The sequence below is a fragment of the Gallibacterium trehalosifermentans genome (assembly GCF_042433055.1).
Taxonomy (GTDB): Bacteria; Pseudomonadota; Gammaproteobacteria; order Enterobacterales; family Pasteurellaceae; genus Gallibacterium; species Gallibacterium trehalosifermentans.
Genome location: NZ_JBHLWB010000006.1, coordinates 39,751 through 58,306, shown reverse-complemented (window position 1 = coordinate 58,306; position 18,556 = coordinate 39,751). Strand labels below are relative to the sequence as shown.

General features: G+C 37.3%; 17 protein-coding genes and 4 tRNA genes. 6 read left to right on the top strand and 15 right to left on the bottom strand.

Annotated elements, in window-relative coordinates:
• Positions 1–80: 80 nt before the first annotated feature.
• The 7 genes from ACFFHK_RS06430 to ACFFHK_RS06400 all read right to left on the bottom strand — a co-directional run bounded on the left by ACFFHK_RS06430 (position 81) and on the right by ACFFHK_RS06400 (position 7,930).
• On the bottom strand, positions 81–935 hold the full coding sequence (locus tag ACFFHK_RS06430) for an OmpA family protein (RefSeq protein ID WP_382370706.1): 855 nt from the start codon (positions 933–935) through the stop codon (positions 81–83).
• Between the two features lie 996 nt (positions 936–1,931).
• Positions 1,932–3,233: an anaerobic C4-dicarboxylate transporter gene (locus ACFFHK_RS06425; RefSeq protein ID WP_382370704.1), complete on the bottom strand. Its 1,302-nt coding sequence runs from the start codon at positions 3,231–3,233 to the stop codon at positions 1,932–1,934.
• A 164-nt stretch (positions 3,234–3,397) separates the two neighbouring features.
• The gene (locus tag ACFFHK_RS06420; protein ID WP_382370702.1) at positions 3,398–3,763 is read right to left on the bottom strand and encodes a YbaN family protein; all 366 of its coding nucleotides are present in this window, start codon (positions 3,761–3,763) and stop codon (positions 3,398–3,400) included.
• A gap of 175 nt (positions 3,764–3,938) precedes the next feature.
• The gene (gene clpX / locus ACFFHK_RS06415) at positions 3,939–5,183 is read right to left on the bottom strand and encodes an ATP-dependent protease ATP-binding subunit ClpX (RefSeq protein WP_382370700.1); all 1,245 of its coding nucleotides are present in this window, start codon (positions 5,181–5,183) and stop codon (positions 3,939–3,941) included.
• Positions 5,184–5,194: 11 nt separating this feature from the next.
• Positions 5,195–5,782 carry an ATP-dependent Clp endopeptidase proteolytic subunit ClpP gene (gene clpP, locus ACFFHK_RS06410; protein WP_065237866.1) on the bottom strand — a complete coding sequence of 196 codons (588 nt, stop codon included), beginning with the start codon at positions 5,780–5,782 and terminating at the stop codon, positions 5,195–5,197.
• A gap of 105 nt (positions 5,783–5,887) precedes the next feature.
• Positions 5,888–7,189: a trigger factor gene (gene tig / locus ACFFHK_RS06405; protein WP_382370698.1), complete on the bottom strand. Its 1,302-nt coding sequence runs from the start codon at positions 7,187–7,189 to the stop codon at positions 5,888–5,890.
• Between the two features lie 189 nt (positions 7,190–7,378).
• Positions 7,379–7,930: a cytochrome b gene (locus ACFFHK_RS06400; protein ID WP_382370696.1), complete on the bottom strand. Its 552-nt coding sequence runs from the start codon at positions 7,928–7,930 to the stop codon at positions 7,379–7,381.
• A gap of 102 nt (positions 7,931–8,032) precedes the next feature.
• On the opposite strand from ACFFHK_RS06400, the gene ACFFHK_RS06395 reads away from it, so the two are divergent.
• Positions 8,033–8,848, top strand: a complete 816-nt coding sequence (locus tag ACFFHK_RS06395) for an NAD-dependent epimerase/dehydratase family protein (RefSeq protein WP_382370767.1) — start codon at positions 8,033–8,035, stop codon at positions 8,846–8,848.
• 42 nt (positions 8,849–8,890) lie between these two features.
• Here the strand turns inward: ACFFHK_RS06395 and ACFFHK_RS06390 are convergent.
• The 6 genes from ACFFHK_RS06390 to nagB all read right to left on the bottom strand — a co-directional run bounded on the left by ACFFHK_RS06390 (position 8,891) and on the right by nagB (position 11,409).
• A tRNA-Gln gene (locus ACFFHK_RS06390) sits at positions 8,891–8,965 on the bottom strand.
• Between the two features lie 32 nt (positions 8,966–8,997).
• Positions 8,998–9,072, bottom strand: a tRNA-Gln gene (locus ACFFHK_RS06385).
• A 9-nt stretch (positions 9,073–9,081) separates the two neighbouring features.
• Positions 9,082–9,166 (bottom strand) — tRNA-Leu (locus tag ACFFHK_RS06380).
• A 4-nt stretch (positions 9,167–9,170) separates the two neighbouring features.
• Positions 9,171–9,247, bottom strand: a tRNA-Met gene (locus tag ACFFHK_RS06375).
• A gap of 207 nt (positions 9,248–9,454) precedes the next feature.
• Complete coding sequence (nagA, locus tag ACFFHK_RS06370; protein WP_382370694.1) at positions 9,455–10,600, bottom strand: N-acetylglucosamine-6-phosphate deacetylase; 1,146 nt, start codon at positions 10,598–10,600, stop codon at positions 9,455–9,457.
• Positions 10,597–11,409: a glucosamine-6-phosphate deaminase gene (nagB, locus tag ACFFHK_RS06365; RefSeq protein ID WP_382370692.1), complete on the bottom strand. Its 813-nt coding sequence runs from the start codon at positions 11,407–11,409 to the stop codon at positions 10,597–10,599. The genes nagA and nagB overlap by 4 nt, the downstream gene beginning before the upstream one ends.
• 281 nt (positions 11,410–11,690) lie before the next feature.
• Between nagB and glyQ the strand changes: the two genes are divergently transcribed.
• The 5 genes from glyQ (at position 11,691) to glyS (ending at position 16,908) form a co-directional block, all read left to right on the top strand.
• The gene (gene glyQ / locus ACFFHK_RS06360) at positions 11,691–12,599 is read left to right on the top strand and encodes a glycine--tRNA ligase subunit alpha (RefSeq protein WP_382370765.1); all 909 of its coding nucleotides are present in this window, start codon (positions 11,691–11,693) and stop codon (positions 12,597–12,599) included.
• A gap of 1 nt (position 12,600) precedes the next feature.
• Positions 12,601–12,861: a hypothetical protein gene (locus ACFFHK_RS06355; RefSeq protein WP_382370690.1), complete on the top strand. Its 261-nt coding sequence runs from the start codon at positions 12,601–12,603 to the stop codon at positions 12,859–12,861.
• Between the two features lie 78 nt (positions 12,862–12,939).
• Entirely contained in the window at positions 12,940–13,971 is a 1,032-nt protein-coding gene (locus tag ACFFHK_RS06350; protein WP_382370688.1) for a PDDEXK nuclease domain-containing protein, read from the top strand.
• A 29-nt stretch (positions 13,972–14,000) separates the two neighbouring features.
• A complete protein-coding gene (locus ACFFHK_RS06345) occupies positions 14,001–14,831 on the top strand; it encodes a restriction endonuclease (RefSeq protein ID WP_382370686.1) in 831 nt (276 codons plus the stop codon).
• 10 nt (positions 14,832–14,841) lie between these two features.
• Positions 14,842–16,908: a glycine--tRNA ligase subunit beta gene (gene glyS, locus ACFFHK_RS06340; RefSeq protein ID WP_382370684.1), complete on the top strand. Its 2,067-nt coding sequence runs from the start codon at positions 14,842–14,844 to the stop codon at positions 16,906–16,908.
• A 45-nt stretch (positions 16,909–16,953) separates the two neighbouring features.
• Here the strand turns inward: glyS and menB are convergent, their stop codons facing one another.
• Positions 16,954–17,811 (bottom strand): 1,4-dihydroxy-2-naphthoyl-CoA synthase, encoded by an 858-nt coding sequence (menB, locus tag ACFFHK_RS06335; RefSeq protein ID WP_382370682.1) that lies wholly within the window; start codon positions 17,809–17,811, stop codon positions 16,954–16,956.
• Between the two features lie 16 nt (positions 17,812–17,827).
• Entirely contained in the window at positions 17,828–18,556 is a 729-nt protein-coding gene (gene menH / locus ACFFHK_RS06330; RefSeq protein ID WP_382370680.1) for a 2-succinyl-6-hydroxy-2,4-cyclohexadiene-1-carboxylate synthase, read from the bottom strand.

Sequence of the window (18,556 nt, the reverse complement as noted above, 5' to 3'; positions counted from 1 at the left end):
CCTAACTACTTATGTTTTTTTTCAATATTTTAATACTATTAAGGCTACTTATTACGATTAGTGTGTAATACAACTTCTACTCAGCGGTTAGGTTGATTACATAATTGTTGTTGTATTTTGTTATTGGATTGAATTTGACAATTAGAAACAAGTAAATTTTCAGAACCTTTGCCTTCAACACTAATTAATGCTTCTGCAATACCATTATCCACAAAAACTTGTTTAACTGTATTGGCACGTTGTAAGGAAAGTTTCTTATTATATTTTTCACTTCCCATAGGATCGCTATACCCTATTATTTCTATTTTCTTGATATCTAATCCATATTGTTGAATATCCATAGCAATTTTACTTAATTCTTGTTTTCCAACCGTTAGCATAGATTGATAATCCACTTTATTAAATGGAAATAACGTTGATGCTTGTAAATCATAATGTTTAGTTACTGAACAATTTGTATAATCTACTCGAGATAATGTATGCGATTGGCGAGGCATGCTTTCTAACTCTTGTTTAGCTAAGCTCTCTTCTACTGGAGTTAGGCTCGGTTTGCCATTTATATTTATTACTTTGAAAAAGCTGATTTTCCCTTGAGGTAAACTATAGTAAGCTCCTAAGTTAGCTTTATTGCGATAGCCAGGATCTTGATGAGTAAATTCAGAATATAAACGTTGGCTATCAGGGCAAACCAATGTCTGTGAATACGCATTAGGCTGTAAAGAGGCTAAATACTCACCATTTACATAAATATTAGTTGTTGCCCCTTCAATTGCATTTTGAGTACGATAAACAATCAGTGAAGAACGGTTTTCTGGAATATCCTGCTGATAGCTTTCCTTTTGAGTATTTTTCCATGATAAGGAATTTGGAGCTGTCGTACAGCCAAACATTATTAGAGTAAATAAGGCGACTGAAAATGATTTTAATATTCTCATAAATTTTCCTTGTTATTTTATTAAAATTGATAGCAACCTTTGTAAAATTTAAGAACGAGCAATAATAAGGCATATACTTATTAATGTAAATTCCCCCCCCCCTTTTTCGCTCAAAAAACTTACAAATAAGATTAAAGCCAGCCCATTTAAAATCAATGATTAACGGTTATAAAAATATAAATTATTAATAGTGAAAATTTTACGTAAGTATGCTCTTTTATCGTCATCAACTTTTAACTTAAAAAAAAATCAATTAATTACAAATAACAAATCCGCAAAAGGAGGTATTTTTATTTACAATAACTTTAATAAAGTGTAAGTTTTGTATTTTTTGTTTTTATTGGTTTTTGCTATTTGTATAACTTAAAGCCTAAATACCTATTTATAAGTACGACTTATGCAATATAAATAAGCTCAAAATTTAGATGAACTACTGAATTTATTTAAATTAGGTATATAGTTTTAATACATTCTTTAAATTCAACCTTGAAGTGCAACGTTTTTTGAAAACAAGTTGATAAAGTAGTGCAGTGTTGCACTTCGTTTATTAGCGGAGGAGCAGTAAGTGTATTTAGCGTTATACAAGGGTAAACGTAACGGTAAATCGCTTTATGCATACTGGTGTAGATTTAGTGATTGGTTAATCCGAAAGTTTACTCGAGGACAATACTCATATTGTGGGATCGCCATCAAAAAAGAGACTAATTTTACCGACCGTTATAATTTCGATTCCTATTATGAGTGTTACTCATCATCGGTGTGTACGTAAAAATTAACAATTACATTATACAATATATAAATGAATTATTAATCTGAGAGAATAAAAATATGTTGATAAGTTTTAAATGTTTAAGGTTGATTAAAAATAAAATGGAACAATTTCATAGAGAACTCTTGCTTTACTATATTGTATAGAGTTACTCAATGTTAAATAGAATAATAATTTGAGGGAAACAAAATTTGCTTCCCTCCCTTATAGAAAAAATAATTAGTTTATTAGATAAATAAACTGCCCCACATAAAACCGAATAATACAGAGAGAGAAATTGCAATAACACCTGGGATAATGAATGGATGGTTAAATACAAATTTACCAATACGAGTTGAACCAGTGTCATCCATTTCTACTGCAGCAATTAAAGTTGGGTAAGTTGGTAATACAAATAATGCTGATACAGCAGCAAATGCTGCGATTGCAGAAAGTGGAGATACCCCAAGTAAAATTGCAGTTGGGTATAATGCTTTAGCAGTTGCAGCTTGTGAATAAAGTAGAGTACTTGCAAAGAATAATACAACAGCAAGCATCCAAGGGTAGTTATTTAATAGATCAGCAGAAACGGCTTTGATTTCATTGATGTGACCACCAACGAAAGTGTTTCCTAACCACGCAACCCCCATTACACAGATTGATGCAGACATACCTGATTTGAATGTTGCTGCAGAAGTAATTTTATTTACATCAATCTTACAGAAGATAGTAATTAATGTAGCAGCCCCTAACATAAAGCTCACGATAGCTTCATTGCGTGGTAATACTGGATTATCAATTAAGCCTACAGTTTTACTGATTAAAGTTGCATAGAACATAACGACAATTACAGTTGCTAAGAAGATTACAACAGAGCGTTTTGCATATGGTCTAATTTCAATTTGAGTTTTACCACGTAATTTAATTAATCCTGCTGCTAAACGGCGTTGATATTCTGTATCATCTTTTAATTCTTTGCCTAAGAAATTACAGATGAAAGCAGTAATCATACAAGCAACAAAAGTAGTTGGGATCCAGATTGCTAATAATTCAAGATATCCAATACCATAAGTTTTTTCAATTTCACCAGCAAGGTAAACTACGGCAGCTGAAATTGGAGATGCAGTAATTGCAATTTGTGAAGCGACAGTTGTAATAGATAATGGACGAGATGGACGAACGCCTTGTTCTTTTGCTACTTCTGCAATCACAGGAAGAATAGAGAATGCAGTATGACCTGTACCAGCACAAACAGTCATAAAATAGCCCACTGCTGGTGCAAGATAAGTAATATGTTTAGGATGTTTACGTAAAATATGTTCTGCCCATTTTACGAGGAAATCCATACCACCTGCGACTTGCATTGCAGCAATTGCCATAATTACTGACATGATGATAGAAATTACGTCAAAAGGAATTTCGCCTGGTGTTAAGCCTAACATTGCTAATACTACGACACCTAAACCACCAGTGAAGCCAATTCCAATCCCGCCTAAACGGGTACCTAAAAATATAAAGAATAGTACAACTAAAAATTGTAGCCAAATCATATAAGTTCCTTGTAATTTATCAATAACACACAACAACAAAGTATTCAAATTGAACAGCTATAACACTTTGCGGGGAGAATTTTAGCAGTTTTTAAACGTAGATTCTTGAGCTAGATCTAAAATAGTATGTTCTTCGGACGGTTTGATTGAGAGGTGGTTGAATATTATTCAGGTAAGGTCTTAATCCAGAAGAAAAAGAACCAATACTGAATAAGTAATAAGAGCAGAATGGCAATTTTGCCAAAAATATTAGGAATAGTATATAAAGGAAATGCCATCATCAGAGTAGAGATAAATAAAATATATAGTTTTGTTTTTTTTGTTAAGGCACGTTGCTCATGAAAGGTTTTTAAGTATTTATGGTAAATTGGTGTTTGTTTAAACCAGCTTTCTAATTTGTGGGAACTTTTACCGAAGAAAAAGAGAGTACATAAAAGAAATGGCGTTGTTGGTAAAACAGGGAGAAAAATGCCTAAAATGCCTAATCCCAGTGATAAAAAGCCAAGAAAAATATATAAATAACGTAACATATCTAGAATCTTTGGAAGTGTCGTCTTTTTATGCAGCAGAAACGATTTTTCATCTATGCTACATTAAAAATTATTACTAAGTTTTTGAGAAAAATTCTTATTAATATAACCGTTTTTATGGTTCATTGAAAGGAAAAATAATAGGGGCAACAAGTATCACCCCTTAATGTTTAGATTAATATTCTAATTTTGGTAGCGATTTATTTTCTATTACATCTTGATCAATAACCACTTTCTTCAAACCTGTTAAAGAAGGTAGGTCATACATTGTATCTAATAGAATATTTTCGACAATTGAACGTAAACCACGAGCACCAGTTTTACGAGCTAATGCTTTTTGTGCAATCGCTTTTAATGCTTCTGGTGAAAACTCTAACTCTACATTTTCGAGCTTAAATAGTGCTTGATATTGTTTAATGAGAGCATTTTTTGGTACGGTAAGAATATTAATTAATGCTTCTTCATCTAGTTCTGCTAAAGTAGCAATTACTGGTAGGCGTCCAATAAATTCAGGAATTAAACCAAATTTAATTAAATCTTCCGTTTCAACTTGCGTAAAGAGTTCAGTAATATTTTGCTCATTTTGTTTACTATTAACTTCTGCACTGAAACCAATACCACGATCTTTGTGAGTACGTTTAGCGATAATTTTATCTAGTCCAGCAAATGCACCACCACAAATAAATAAGATTTTTGAGGTATCTACCTTCAAAAATTCTTGTTGTGGGTGTTTACGACCACCTTGTGGCGGTATAGAAGCCACAGTTCCCTCAATTAATTTTAAGAGAGCTTGTTGCACACCTTCGCCTGAAACATCTCGAGTAATTGATGGGTTTTCAGATTTACGAGAAATCTTATCAATTTCATCAATATAGATAATGCCTCTTTCTGCTTTATCGGTATCATATTCACAGTTTTGTAAAAGACGTTGAATAATATTTTCTACATCTTCCCCTACATAACCAGCTTCAGTTAATGTTGTTGCATCTGCAATAGCAAAAGGCACATTAAGTTGGCGAGCAAGGGTTTGAGCTAAGAAGGTTTTTCCGCTTCCAGTTGGACCAATTAATAAAATATTACTTTTACCTAATTCAACATCAAGATCACTTTCATTACTGCGTAAACGTTTATAGTGATTATAAACTGCAACAGCTAGCGTCTTTTTCGCTTGATCTTGTCCAATAACATAATTATCTAAATGTGCACGAATTTCGTGTGGCGTAGGGATGACATCTAATTCAGTTTGTTCTGATTGTTCTATTGCTGAATTTGCTTCAGTCGATAATAAATCGTGGCAAGTTTCCACACATTCATTACAGATATAGCCGGAAATGCCAGCAATTAATTTTTCTACTTCATGTTTTTCTTTACCGCAAAGAGAACAATAGAATTTTTCATTATTTTCTGGTTTATCTGACATACATGACTCACTTATTGATCTCGATGAGTTAATACAGTATCAATCAAGCCATAGGCTTTGGCAGCTTCCGCTGACATAAAGTTATCACGATCAGTATCTTTTTCGATAACTTCCAATGGTTGACCAGTATGGAAAGCTAGGCGTTGATTTAGGGTTTCTTTAATTTTTAAGATCTCTTGTGCATGAATTTGAATATCTGATGCTTGTCCTCTGAAACCACCTAAAGGTTGATGGATCATTACACGAGAATGAGGTAGTGCAAAACGTTTTCCTGCTGCTCCACCAGCTAATAAAAAAGCACCCATTGAGCAGGCTTGACCAATACAAAGTGTGCGTACATCTGGTTTGATAAATTGCATGGTATCGTAAATTGCCATTCCTGCAGTTACGGAACCACCAGGTGAATTGATATAAAGATTAATATCTTGATCTGGGTTTTCTGATTCTAAGAATAATAATTGAGCGACGATCAGATTCGCCATATTATCTTCTACTTCTCCAGTCAGGAAAATGACTCGTTCTTTAAGTAGTCGAGAATAAATATCGAAAGAGCGTTCACCACGTGAAGTCTGTTCGATCACCATAGGGACCAATGCCATATTTTCTCCTGTTGTCAGCAAACCTCAGAAGAGGTAGCAAAAATAGAAAAAGTGCGGTCGAAAAATAACCGCACTTGATAGGTTGAATAATGATAAGTTTATGAATTATGCACGAGGTGCATTCATAATGTCATCAAATGATTTTTCAACTTCAGATACTTGAGCTTTTGCAAGAATTACGTCAACTGCTTGTTCTTCTAACACAACATTGCGAATGTTGTTGGATAATTCTTGGTTTTTACTATAGTAATCAACAACTTCTTGTGGTTGTTCATAAGCAGAAGCAATGCTTGCGATCATTGCTTTAACACGATCTTCATCAACTTTTAATTCGTTGCTTGAAATAACTTTGCTGAGTAATAAACCAACTTTCACACGACGTTTTGCTTGTTCTTCAAAAATTTCACGAGGTAATTCTAATGCTTGTTTTGCATTACCACCAAAACGTTGAGCTGCTTGTTGACGCAATGCATCAATTTCTTGATCGATTGCTGAACTTGGTACATCAATTTCATTTTGTTCCAATAAACCATCAAGTACTTGAGTTTTAATATTTGCAGTAACTGCGTTATCAAGTTCACGTTGCATATTTTTCTCAATTTCTGCACGAAGATCTGCAACAGTTTTGGTATTTGGACCAAATTTAGCAACAAATTCATCTGTAAGTTCTGGTAATACCATTACTTCAACTTTCTTCAAAGTAATTGCAAATTTAGCTGGTTTACCTTTTAAGTTTTCAGCGTGGTATTCTTCAGGGAAAGTGACTTCAACATCAAATTGTTCGCCAACTTTGTGACCAACGATACCATCTTCGAAACCAGGAATCATACGGCCTTGTCCCATAAATAATACGAAGTCAGTTGCTTTGCCACCTTCAAACTCTTCACCATCAATTGTTCCAACGAAATCAATGGTTACACGGCTATCTGCTTGAGCAGCTTCTGCTTTTTCTTCCCAAGTTGCTTGTTGTTTACGTAACGTATCAATCATTTTATCTACATCAGCAGCTGTGATTTTTACTACTGGTTTTTCTACTTTGATGTTTTCTAAACCTTTGATCTCTACTTCTGGATAAACTTCAAATGTGGCAGAGAAAGTGAGATCTTCGCCTACTTTGTATTGTTCTGGTGTAAAAGTTGGACGACTTGCTAAATCAATTTTTTCTTTGATGATGGCATCAAAGAAATGACGTTGCATTAAATCACCTAATACATCTTGGCGAGCTGATGCACCAAAACGTTGTTCAATAACGCTAGGAGGAACTTTCCCTTTACGGAAACCATCAATACGAGCAGTTTTTGCTACTCTTTTTAATTCTTCACGAACAGCTTGTTCGATTACATCTGCCGGTACGGTAATGCTAATACGGCGTTCTAATCCTTGAGTTGTTTCTACTGAAATTTGCATTTATGCTACCTCAAAAAAATGAATGTACTCGGCAATTATCTACCGAACACGCAAAAAATAATTATTGATTGTGTACAATAATACGAGTGTATTAAAAAATTGAACGCCCGATTATAGCCTATTCATTGGTAATATGTCGAGAAAGCGAACGATAAAAACCGATAGTTGTTTATTGTTCGCTCAATTTAATTATTCACCAGATCTTGTTCTGTTCGGCATCATTCGTAAGAGCGTATTATCTTTTACGATATAGTGATGATATAAGGCAGCTAAAGCGTGTAATCCAATGAATATTAACCCTATATTCGTTAACGTTTCATGAATTTCTTTAATAGAATGTGCTGTTTCAGGATTAGCAGAGAATCCCGTAAATATAGTGTAACCAAAGAATGTAACATTAAATCCTTTATTTAAAACAGTTAATACACCAAAGATCGGGATCAATATAAAGAGTAAATATAATGCTAAATGTGCATAATGAGCTAATTTATTTTGCCATACAGGTGGAGTTGGAAGAATTTCTGGCGTTCTTTTTATATAAAGGTGGCGTACAATTAATCGTATAAATACAGTGAAAAATACTAAAATACCCAATGTATAATGAGTATCCATCATTAAATCATACCAATCGAAAGTCAAATCTAAATCACGTAAATGAATATTAATATACGTTAATCCAATCAGTAATAAAGAAAACCAATGTAAAAAAATTTGTACTTTCGGGTAATGGGTTGCTGACATAAATTCTCCTAAAAATAATAGATTGTAGTTTAATTTTATTGTTTTAGAATTAGTACAAAATGAGATCGCGTATTTTGCAGATAAAGAATGGATAAAACAAGTATGAAAAGTGTTGCTATTGTTGGATTAGGTTGGTTAGGTTTCCCCCTTGCTCGATATTTGCAAAGCTTGGGTTGGGAAGTAAAAGGCAGTAAGCGAACGCATGAGGGTGCAGAACGTATGCGATTACAACGTGTGGAGAGTTGTTATCTTGAGCTAACTCCAACTATTAATGCTGATCCAGATGATTTAGAAGCATTATTAAGCGTAGATAGTTTAATTATCAACATTCCACCTAGTGAATATTTTTTTGATTTAAATAATTATATTTTAAGCATTGAAAATCTCTTAACCGAAGCGCTGCTACATAATATACAACATATTATTTTTATCAGTTCCACCTCCGTTTATCCAATGATATCAGGCTCATTTGATGAAAATTATATGCCTACCCCCACCTCCGATGTCGGTAAAGCATTGTTAGAAATTGAACAACGTTTATGGCAATTACAAGATATTGATGTAGATATTCTCCGCTTAGCAGGATTAGTGGGAGAAGATCGCCACCCTGTTTATCATCTTTCAGGAAAAGAGAATATTGCTGGTGGTAACCAAACGATTAATCTTGTACATCTGACGGATTGTATTCGGGCAATTCAACTCTTACTGGAAACGCCATCTTATCACCGCTGCTATAATTTAGTAACGCCAATCCATCTATTGAAAGCTGAATATTATCCAAAAGTAGCAGAAAAGTTAGGGCTACCATTACCACAATTTGCAGAAGATAGTGAACCAATGGAACGTATTATTTTAGCTGATAAAATCTGCCAAGATTTAGGCTTTGTCTATCAATATCCAGACCCTGAATTGATGTAATAATATTTTTTGATTAATCAAGAAAAGTAAAGAGAAGAATAATGGCTGGGGTACTAGGATTCGAACCTAGGAATGCCGAGATCAAAACCCGGTGCCTTACCGCTTGGCGATACCCCAATAGGAATATTTTTAGTTAGATTAATAAGATATGGCTGGGGTACTAGGATTCGAACCTAGGAATGCCGAGATCAAAACCCGGTGCCTTACCGCTTGGCGATACCCCAACTATAAAATGGTGCGGGAAGAGGGACTTGAACCCACACACCTCACGGCGCCAGAACCTAAATCTGGTGCGTCTACCAATTTCGCCATTCCCGCTAACTGGTGGCTACGACGGGATTCGAACCTGTGACCCCAACATTATGAGTGTTGTGCTCTAACCAACTGAGCTACGTAGCCATTCGCTTTTGCGGCGCTAATTATGCTGATATATCCTATCCTCGTCAACAACTTTTTTTAGAAAAAAAGATTTTTTAAATTGTTCGCATAGAGAATAGTCAATTTGTTTATTTTTTACAAAAATAAAGTATTACAAAAAACAACGTGTAACAAAAAATTGTGATGAAAAATATTCATCACAATATGTATACATTATAAATAGAGCATTTAATTATATTGCCAATGACCGTTAACCGCAGTACCTAATACTTCAAATTTATGGTTGAAAGCCGTGAGATTGGCAATTTTACCAACTTCGATACTACCAAGTTGATCATCAATATGAATTGCACGAGCTGGATACAATGTTGCCATACGTAAGGCTTCATCTAAAGGAATTCCTACTTCATTGACACAATTTTTGATAGATTCAATCATTGTTACTGCAGAACCACCGATCGTACCATTGGCATCATAGCATTTATGATCGCGCACATACACAGTCTTACCAACGAATTGGAATGATTCTATATCCGACCCAGCTGCGGCAGTTGCATCAGTTACTAAACATAACTTGTCTTGTTTACACTGCTTAGCAATACGAACATTGCCAAACGTAACATGTAATCCATCAACAATAATACCCGTATAAACATGAGGATTATCCAGAACAGCGCCCACAACGCCCATATTACGCCCCGATGATACAGGCGACATTGCGTTATGTAAGTGAGTTGCAAAAGTTGCACCTTGTTGGAATCGCTCATTTGCTTGCTCACTGCTGGCATTAGAATGCCCGATTGAAACAACAATCCCTTTGGCGGTAAATTGTGGAATAAAATTAGCCGTTGGATTTTCTGCAGCAAGTGTAATTTTCGAGATCACATCAGCGTTATCACATAAAAAAGCTAACATTTCGTTTGAAATTTCACGGATAAACTCTTCACGATGTACTCCTTTTTTCTCTTTACTGAGATAAGGACCTTCCAAATGTAAACCTAAGGCTTGATTTTGATGAGTAGCAAGATACTCACGCATAATAGCAATAGCTTGTTTAATTTCTTCATCTGGTGCAGTAATAAAGGTTGGCAAAAAACTTGTTGTTCCAGATTTAAGATTGGTAGCTTGCATAATTTCTAATGTTTTGACTGAACAGTTGTCATTAAACATCACTCCACCACAACCATTAAGTTGTAGATCAATAAACCCAGCAGAAAGATTAGCGCCTTTCAAATCGACTTTAGCAAGCTCCGCAGGAAGATCTTGATTTTTTACGATATTTTGGATTTTATCATTTTCAACAATAACTGCATGATCATACAGAATTTGTGTACCTGTATAGATCACACTATTTGTTAACGCATATTGTTTCATTTTAACTCTCTTACACTATGAATTGCGTGTGTTTCTAACTCTTTGAAGTATTTAACAGTTTTTACTTTTAGTTCTTGGGTTGCCGCCTCATCACAAACAAAAATTGCCCGACTATGCATTTGTAATGCACTGATGGTCCAGAGGTGATTTACTGCTCCCTCAACTCCCGCTTGTAATGCTAATGCTTTACGATACCCAGTGATTAATAACATCACCTCTTCAGCATCTAATAGTGTACCCACACCAATGGTTAGCGCATATTTTGGTACTTGATTAATATCGTTATTAAAGAAACGAGAATTAGCAATCAATGTATCTTCATTTAAAGTTTTGATACGAGTACGAGAAGAAAGTGATGAACCTGGTTCATTAAATGCAATATGCCCATCTTCGCCAACTCCCCCCATAAAGAGATGAATTTTACCGTATGATCTGATTTTTTCTTCATAACGCTGGCATTCTGCATCGTGATCATCTGTATTACCGTTAAGGATATTAATATTTTCATGAGGAATATCAACGTGATTAAAGAAATTATTAAACATAAAAGAGTGGTAACTTTCAGGGTGTTCTTTTGGCAAGCCAACATATTCGTCCATATTAAACGTTACAACATATTTAAAACTGACTTCTCCTTGTTGGTATAGCCTGATTAACTCTTGATAAGTAGCAAGTGGCGTACCACCAGTTGGTAAGCCTAATACAAATGGACGATCAGCTGTTGGGGCAAAACGATTAATACTATCAACAATATGGCGAGCAGCCCATTTAGCAACCTGTTGATCATTTTGTAACGGAATAAGACGCATAGTTGGCTCCTTGTTTGAGTAAAATTTATTTTTAAAATAAAACTTCATTATTTTTATTATAACACTAATTTTACTCCAAAGTTTGATTTTTCTTATTTATATTGGATCTTTTTTAAACATAAAACGCTAAATTTTTAATCTATTTTTCAGATAAATTTTGCAAAACAGTAGATTTATGCAAGATAGAAGAAATACGAATATATCCTAAGCTTAATCCTACTCAAGCCAATAAAAATCAAGTAGAATATGCGCATTTCCGTAAACTAATAGAAGATTTTATGATGACAACAAAATTTAATGTGAAAACCTTTCAAGGTATGATTTTAGCCCTACAAGATTACTGGGCAGAGCAAGGTTGCACCATTGTTCAACCGTTTGATATGGAAGTCGGCGCAGGCACATCGCACCCAATGACCGCCCTGCGTGCCTTAGGGCCTGAGCCGATGGCGTTTGCTTATGTACAGCCATCACGCCGCCCAACGGACGGTCGCTATGGCGAAAACCCAAACCGTTTACAGCACTACTACCAATTCCAAGTGGTGATTAAACCCTCTCCAGACAACATTCAAGAACTTTATCTTGATAGCTTAAAAATGCTCGGTTTCGACCCAACGCAAAACGACATTCGCTTCGTGGAAGATAACTGGGAAAACCCAACGCTCGGGGCGTGGGGCTTAGGCTGGGAAGTGTGGCTTAACGGAATGGAAGTGACTCAATTTACCTACTTCCAACAAGTGGGCGGCTTAGAGTGTAAACCCGTAACAGGCGAAATCACCTACGGCTTAGAGCGTTTGGCAATGTATATTCAAGGCGTGGACAGTGTGTACGATCTCGTTTGGTCAGACGGCCCATTAGGCAAAACCACCTACGGCGATGTATTCCATCAAAACGAAGTGGAACAATCGACCTACAACTTTGAATACGCCAACACCGAGTTTTTATTCTACTGTTTCGAACAGTACGAAAAAGAAGCACAATCGCTGTTAGCCCTAGAAAAACCGCTACCACTGCCAGCCTACGAACGCATTTTAAAAGCCGCACACAGCTTTAACTTGCTCGATGCTCGCAAAGCGATTTCAGTTACCGAACGCCAACGCTATATTCTGCGTATTCGCACCCTAACCAAAGGCGTGGCAGAAGCCTACTACGCCAGCCGTGAAGCGTTAGGTTTCCCAGGTTGTAAAAAATAAAATGCGTCAGCCAATACTCTATTACGCCAAAGATTGCCCCGACACCGCCCCCTTTGTGGCAGCGTTGGCGGCACTGAACATTGAGTATCAAGCGGTCGAAATTTTGGAAAATCTTGCAAATTTTAAACAATTCCTCCGCCTGCGTGATCGTCATTCTGCGTTCGATCACGCAAAAGAAAACGGCACTATCGGCATTCCTGCGTTAGTGTGGAAAGATGAGATCTACTTAGATGTTGATGAGTTGGCGTATCTGTTTAAGTAATGCAGTATACCGACAACACCTAAACCGAACGCACAGACATTGTGGCAACGGATAATCAAGAAAAAGTGAGTGCATAAAATGACAAACCCAAATATGCCAGCGAACCAACAATTAATCGGCGAAATTAGCCAATTAATTCAACAGAGCAAACAGCGAGTGTCTGCAACGGTGAATGCTGAGCTGACACTGCTCTATTGGCATATTGGCTCACGGATTAATCAGCATATTCTGCAAAATGAACGGGCAGAATATGGCAAAGAAGTGATTAAAAATCTGTCTAAAAGTTTAACCGAGCAGTTTGGGAAAGGTTGGGGGCGTTCACACCTTAACTATTGTGTGAGATTTGCTGAAACTTTTCACGACATTGAAATTGTCCACGCACTGCGTGGAAAATTAAGTTGGACACACTTTAAAAGCATTATTTATATTGATGATCCGATAAAACGAGACTTTTACGCAACAATGGCTGCCCAAGAGCGTTGGAGTACAAGAACATTAGAAGATCGCATTGGCTCACTGCTTTTTGAACGTACGGCGATTTCTAAAAAGCCTGATGAAACCATTGTGCAAGAGCTGGCATTGCTACGAGAAAAAGGCGAATATAATCAGTCAATGGTGTTGAAAGATCCTTATATTTTAGATTTTTTAGAACTTAATGATCGCTACTTAGAAAAAGATCTCGAAGACGCTATTTTGCGTGATATTGAGCAATTTCTGCTAGAATTAGGGGCTGGCTTTACCTTTATCGCACGGCAAAAACGCATTCAAATTGACAATGACGATTTTTATATCGACTTGCTTTTTTATAACCGCAAGCTAAAACGCCTGATTGCGATTGAACTGAAAACAGAAAGTTTTAAACATTCACATAAAAGCCAAATGGAACTCTATCTTGCGTGGCTGACGAAATATGAACAAGAAGAGGGCGAAAACCCACCACTTGGCATTATTTTATGTAGCTCGAAAAAGCAAGAACAAGTGGAATTATTGGATTTAAAACAATCCGATATTCATATTGCAGAATATAGCACCGTACTGCCGAGTAAAGAAGCATTAGAACAACGGTTGCATTTGGCGGTGGAAAAGGCGAAACAGAGGTTTTCTAAATAACTAAAAGTACCTAATTTATAGGAGTTCAGTTGAAGATTTCAGCATTATTAGATGAAAAAGAATTGCTCGCATTACAGCAACAATTTTATGATTATTTTACTACTGGATATGAGTTTGAAGAATTTTTAAAAGAATATCTGATTAAAATTGGATTAGATGAAGTTCAGGTTACGAAAAAATCTAGGGATGGAGGTATTGATCTCGTGGCTGTACGCAAGGGAATAGGTGATTTTAGTGAAATTGATACTGCTCATTATTTTATCCAAGCAAAACGATATTCCCTAAAGAATAAAATTAACGTAAAAATGATTCGTGAGTTGAAAGGGACTATTCCTTTTGGTCATAAAGGGATAATGATTTCAACTTCTAATTTTACTGAAGATGCGAAAAAAGAAGCAGTAAATGACCAATCAAAACCCGTTGTTATTATTGATGGCTCATCATTGATACAAAGTTGTATTGATAATGGAGTGGGATTTGTTTTTAGACCTATTTTTAGCCGAGAGCAGATGGATATATTCACTCACAAAAAAGGAGTGTCTAACGTAAAATCTAATATGGGCATTAACGAAGATTATATAGAAAAAGTTATTACTTCAAATGATGTTAGGGCGAGAATTATTTCTATGCCATCATCAATTATTAGATTGCTTCCTGAGTCATTAAAAAGAATAAGCGTACTAGTTAATGATAAGGAATATAGCTTAACCATAGATAAGAGTAGACGCTATTTGGGTGGTGTTACTGAAATACTTAGAAAATATAATTTACTTTCAATAGATAATATTATTACACCTAAAAATGCAAAATGGCATTTTAATAATGAAAATAACTCAATTAAACTAATTATTGAAAATTAAAGAGAAAAAAATGACAACACAAAACTTCCTCGCCGAGATCGGCACTGAAGAGCTACCACCGAAGGCTCTGAAAAAATTAGCGGTGGCGTTTAAAGAAAATGTAGAGCAAGAGCTTAACCAAGCTGGGCTTGCCTTTGAGCAGGTGCAGTGGTTTGCTGCCCCTCGTCGTTTGGCGGTGAAAGTGTTGGCGTTAGCCACCGCCCAGCCGAGTAAAGAGATTGAAAAACGAGGGCCTGCAGTTTCTGCGGCGTTTGATGCAGATGGCAAACCGACCAAAGCAGCAGAAGGCTGGGCGAGAGGCTGTGGCATCACCGTGGATCAAGCCCAACGCTTAACCACAGACAAAGGCGAGTGGTTGGTTCATCGTGCAGTGGTGGAAGGGCAACCGACCAAAAACTTGCTGGTGGGGATTATCAGCAATGCGTTAGCCAAATTGCCCATTCCAAAAACAATGCGTTGGGGCGATAAAAGCGAGCAGTTTGTCCGCCCTGTGCATACAGTTACGTTGTTATTGGGCGATGAGCTGATCGCTGGTGAAATTCTTGGCGTGGCAAGCGGTAACACCATTCGTGGGCATCGCTTTTTAGGTGAACGTGAGTTCCAAATCACACACGCCGATCAATACCCAGCATTGCTGAAAGAAAAAGGAATGGTCATTGCCGATTTCAACGAACGCCGTGCGGAAATTTTTGCAAAATCGCAAGAAAAAGCGACCGCTTGCGGTGGGGTGGCAGACATTGAAGATGACTTATTAGATGAAGTTACCGCCCTTGTGGAATACCCAAATGTGCTGACCGCCAAATTTGAAGAGCGTTTCCTTGCCGTGCCAGCGGAAGCCTTAGTTTACACAATGAAAGGCGACCAAAAATATTTCCCGATTTATGATAAAAATGGCAAATTATTACCGCACTTTATCTTTGTCTCTAACATCAACCCTGACGATCCAAGTGCGATCATCGAGGGTAACGAAAAAGTGGTGCGTCCACGTTTAACCGATGCGGAATTTTTCTTCAAAACCGATTTAAAACAGCGTTTGGAAGACAACCTGCCACGTTTAGAAACCGTCCTTTTCCAACAACAGCTCGGTACATTGCGTGATAAAACCGCTCGCATTGAGCAATTAAGCGGTATTATCGCAGGGCTGATTGGGGCAGATGAAACCAAAGCAAAACGTGCTGGCTTGCTGTCAAAATGTGATTTAATGACCAATATGGTGTTTGAATTTACCGACACGCAAGGTGTAATGGGAATGCACTACGCTCGCCACGATGGCGAAGATGAAGAGGTGGCGGTCGCACTAAATGAGCAATATATGCCACGTTTTGCTGGCGATGCCTTACCAAATAGCTTGGTGGCGTGCTGTGTGGCGTTGGCGGATAAGCTAGATACGCTGGCTGGGATTTTCGGCATTGGGCAACATCCGAAAGGCGATAAAGACCCGTTCGCTCTCCGCCGTGCAGCATTGGGCGTGTTGCGGATTATTGTCGAGAAAAAATTACCGCTCGATTTACAGCAATTAGTTGAAAAAGCGACCGCACTTTATGGCGACAAACTCAGCAATCAAAATGTGGTGAATGACGTGCTAGACTTTATGCTCGGGCGTTTCCGTGCGTGGTATCAAGATGAAGGCTTTGGCGTAGATGTGATCCAAGCGGTATTGGCTCGCCGCCCAACTAAGCCTGCCGATTTTGATGCCCGTGTGCGTGCGGTTTCACACTTCCGCACCCTAGATGTGGCAGAAGCCCTAGCTGCTGCTAACAAGCGTGTAGCAAATATCTTAGCCAAAGCTGACAGCACCATTGGCACGATTGATCTAGCCCGTTGTGTTGAGCCAGCGGAAAAAGCGTTAGCGGAAACGGTGATCGCCTTAGAAAATGAAGTGAAACCATTAATCGCACAAGGCGATTACACCCAAGTGCTAGACAAGCTCGCCAGCCTGCGTCAGCCTGTGGATAATTTCTTTGAAAATGTAATGGTAAACGCAGACGATCCTGCACTTCGTCAAAACCGCTTAGCTATCTTGCACACTTTACAACAGCTGTTCTTGCAAGTGGCGGATATTTCGTTGTTGCAATAATTTATCTAAAAAATGGTCAGTAATTACTGACCATTTTTTGTATTATTAAGGATTGCGTTTAAATTTACTAAAGTCTGGTTGGCGTTTTTCATTAAAGGCATTACGCCCCTCTTGCCCCTCTTCTGTCATATAGAACAACATTGTTGCATTTCCAGCCAACTCTTGTAAGCCAGACTGACCATCACAATCCGCATTTAATGCCGCTTTTAGGCAACGTAAAGCGATTGGGCTATTTTGTAGCATCTCACGACACCAACGTACAGTTTCTTTTTCTAAATCTTCATAAGGAACAACAGTGTTTACTAAGCCCATATCTAAAGCTTCTTGTGCGTTATATTGACGGCAAAGGAACCAAATTTCGCGCGCTTTCTTTTGCCCTACAATACGAGCCATATAAGAAGCCCCCCACCCCCCATCAAATGATCCTACTCTTGGACCAGTTTGACCAAAAATTGCATTCTCTGCAGCAATCGTTAAATCGCACATCATATGCAATACATGACCACCACCAATCGCATAACCTGCAACCATTGCCACAACAGGTTTTGGACAAGTCCGAATATCACGTTGAAAATCAAGCACGTTTAAGTGGTGTGTGCCTTGATCGTCTTTATAACCACCATAATCACCACGCACTTTCTGATCACCACCAGAACAGAATGCTTTTTCACCTTGTCCAGTTAATACAATAACACCAATTTTTTCATCAAAACGTGCATCAGCAAAAGCTTGGATCATCTCTTTTACCGTTTGTGGACGAAAAGCATTGCGTACTTGAGGGCGATTGATTGTGATTTTAGCAATACCATCGGTAGATTTATGATAGAGAATATCAGTATATCCCTCACTGCAATCTTGCCATTTTACTGGTGCGTATAAAAAATCTTCACTTGGATATAACATAACTTTTCCTTTTTTCTTAACAAAATAGTGCTGCCAACTGCTGAGCAAATTCTGCTGGCTGATGAATATGCGCATTATGCCCAACTTTACAGATTAATGTTAGGTTTAATTGATGCTTTTCTGCAAGTTGACGAAATTTTAGATCATTTTCCCCACAAAAATAATAAAAACGTTCTGGCTGAGCTTGAATGATTGCCCACAAATTAGGTTGTTTGGCTAATGAGGTTGCTTGTAACATTTGGCTTAATCCAATAGGGGAATTATGTCGGCGTAACTGGATTAATGCTTGCCGTTGTTCATGAGTCAGATCAGCAAACACGACCTGTTGATACCAGTCTGCTAATACGTGTTCTATCGGTTCTTGTGAAAAACGTATTGCCCAATGTAAATCATTCTGCCATCGTTGTTCACGTTCAAGTTGTGAAGTTAAGCCTAAATTTGCCCCCTCTAGGCAAACTTTGTGTAGATTATGGATTGGAAAATCCGTTTGTGTGGCAAAATATGCCGCTAAACGCCCGCCAAGAGAATAGCCAATCAGATGATACGGTTGCTCCCCCACAGCTGATTCGATTTGTTGAGATAACCATTCGGCAGCATCGGTAAAATTGGTGATTGCAAGCTGATGATTTTCACCATGCCCTGGTAAATCTAAGCAAAAACAACAGGTATTAGGTAAATGATGAATAACAACTTGCCAGTCATGGCGAGAGCCGAGAAAACCATGTAAAAAAATAAGATTCTGCAT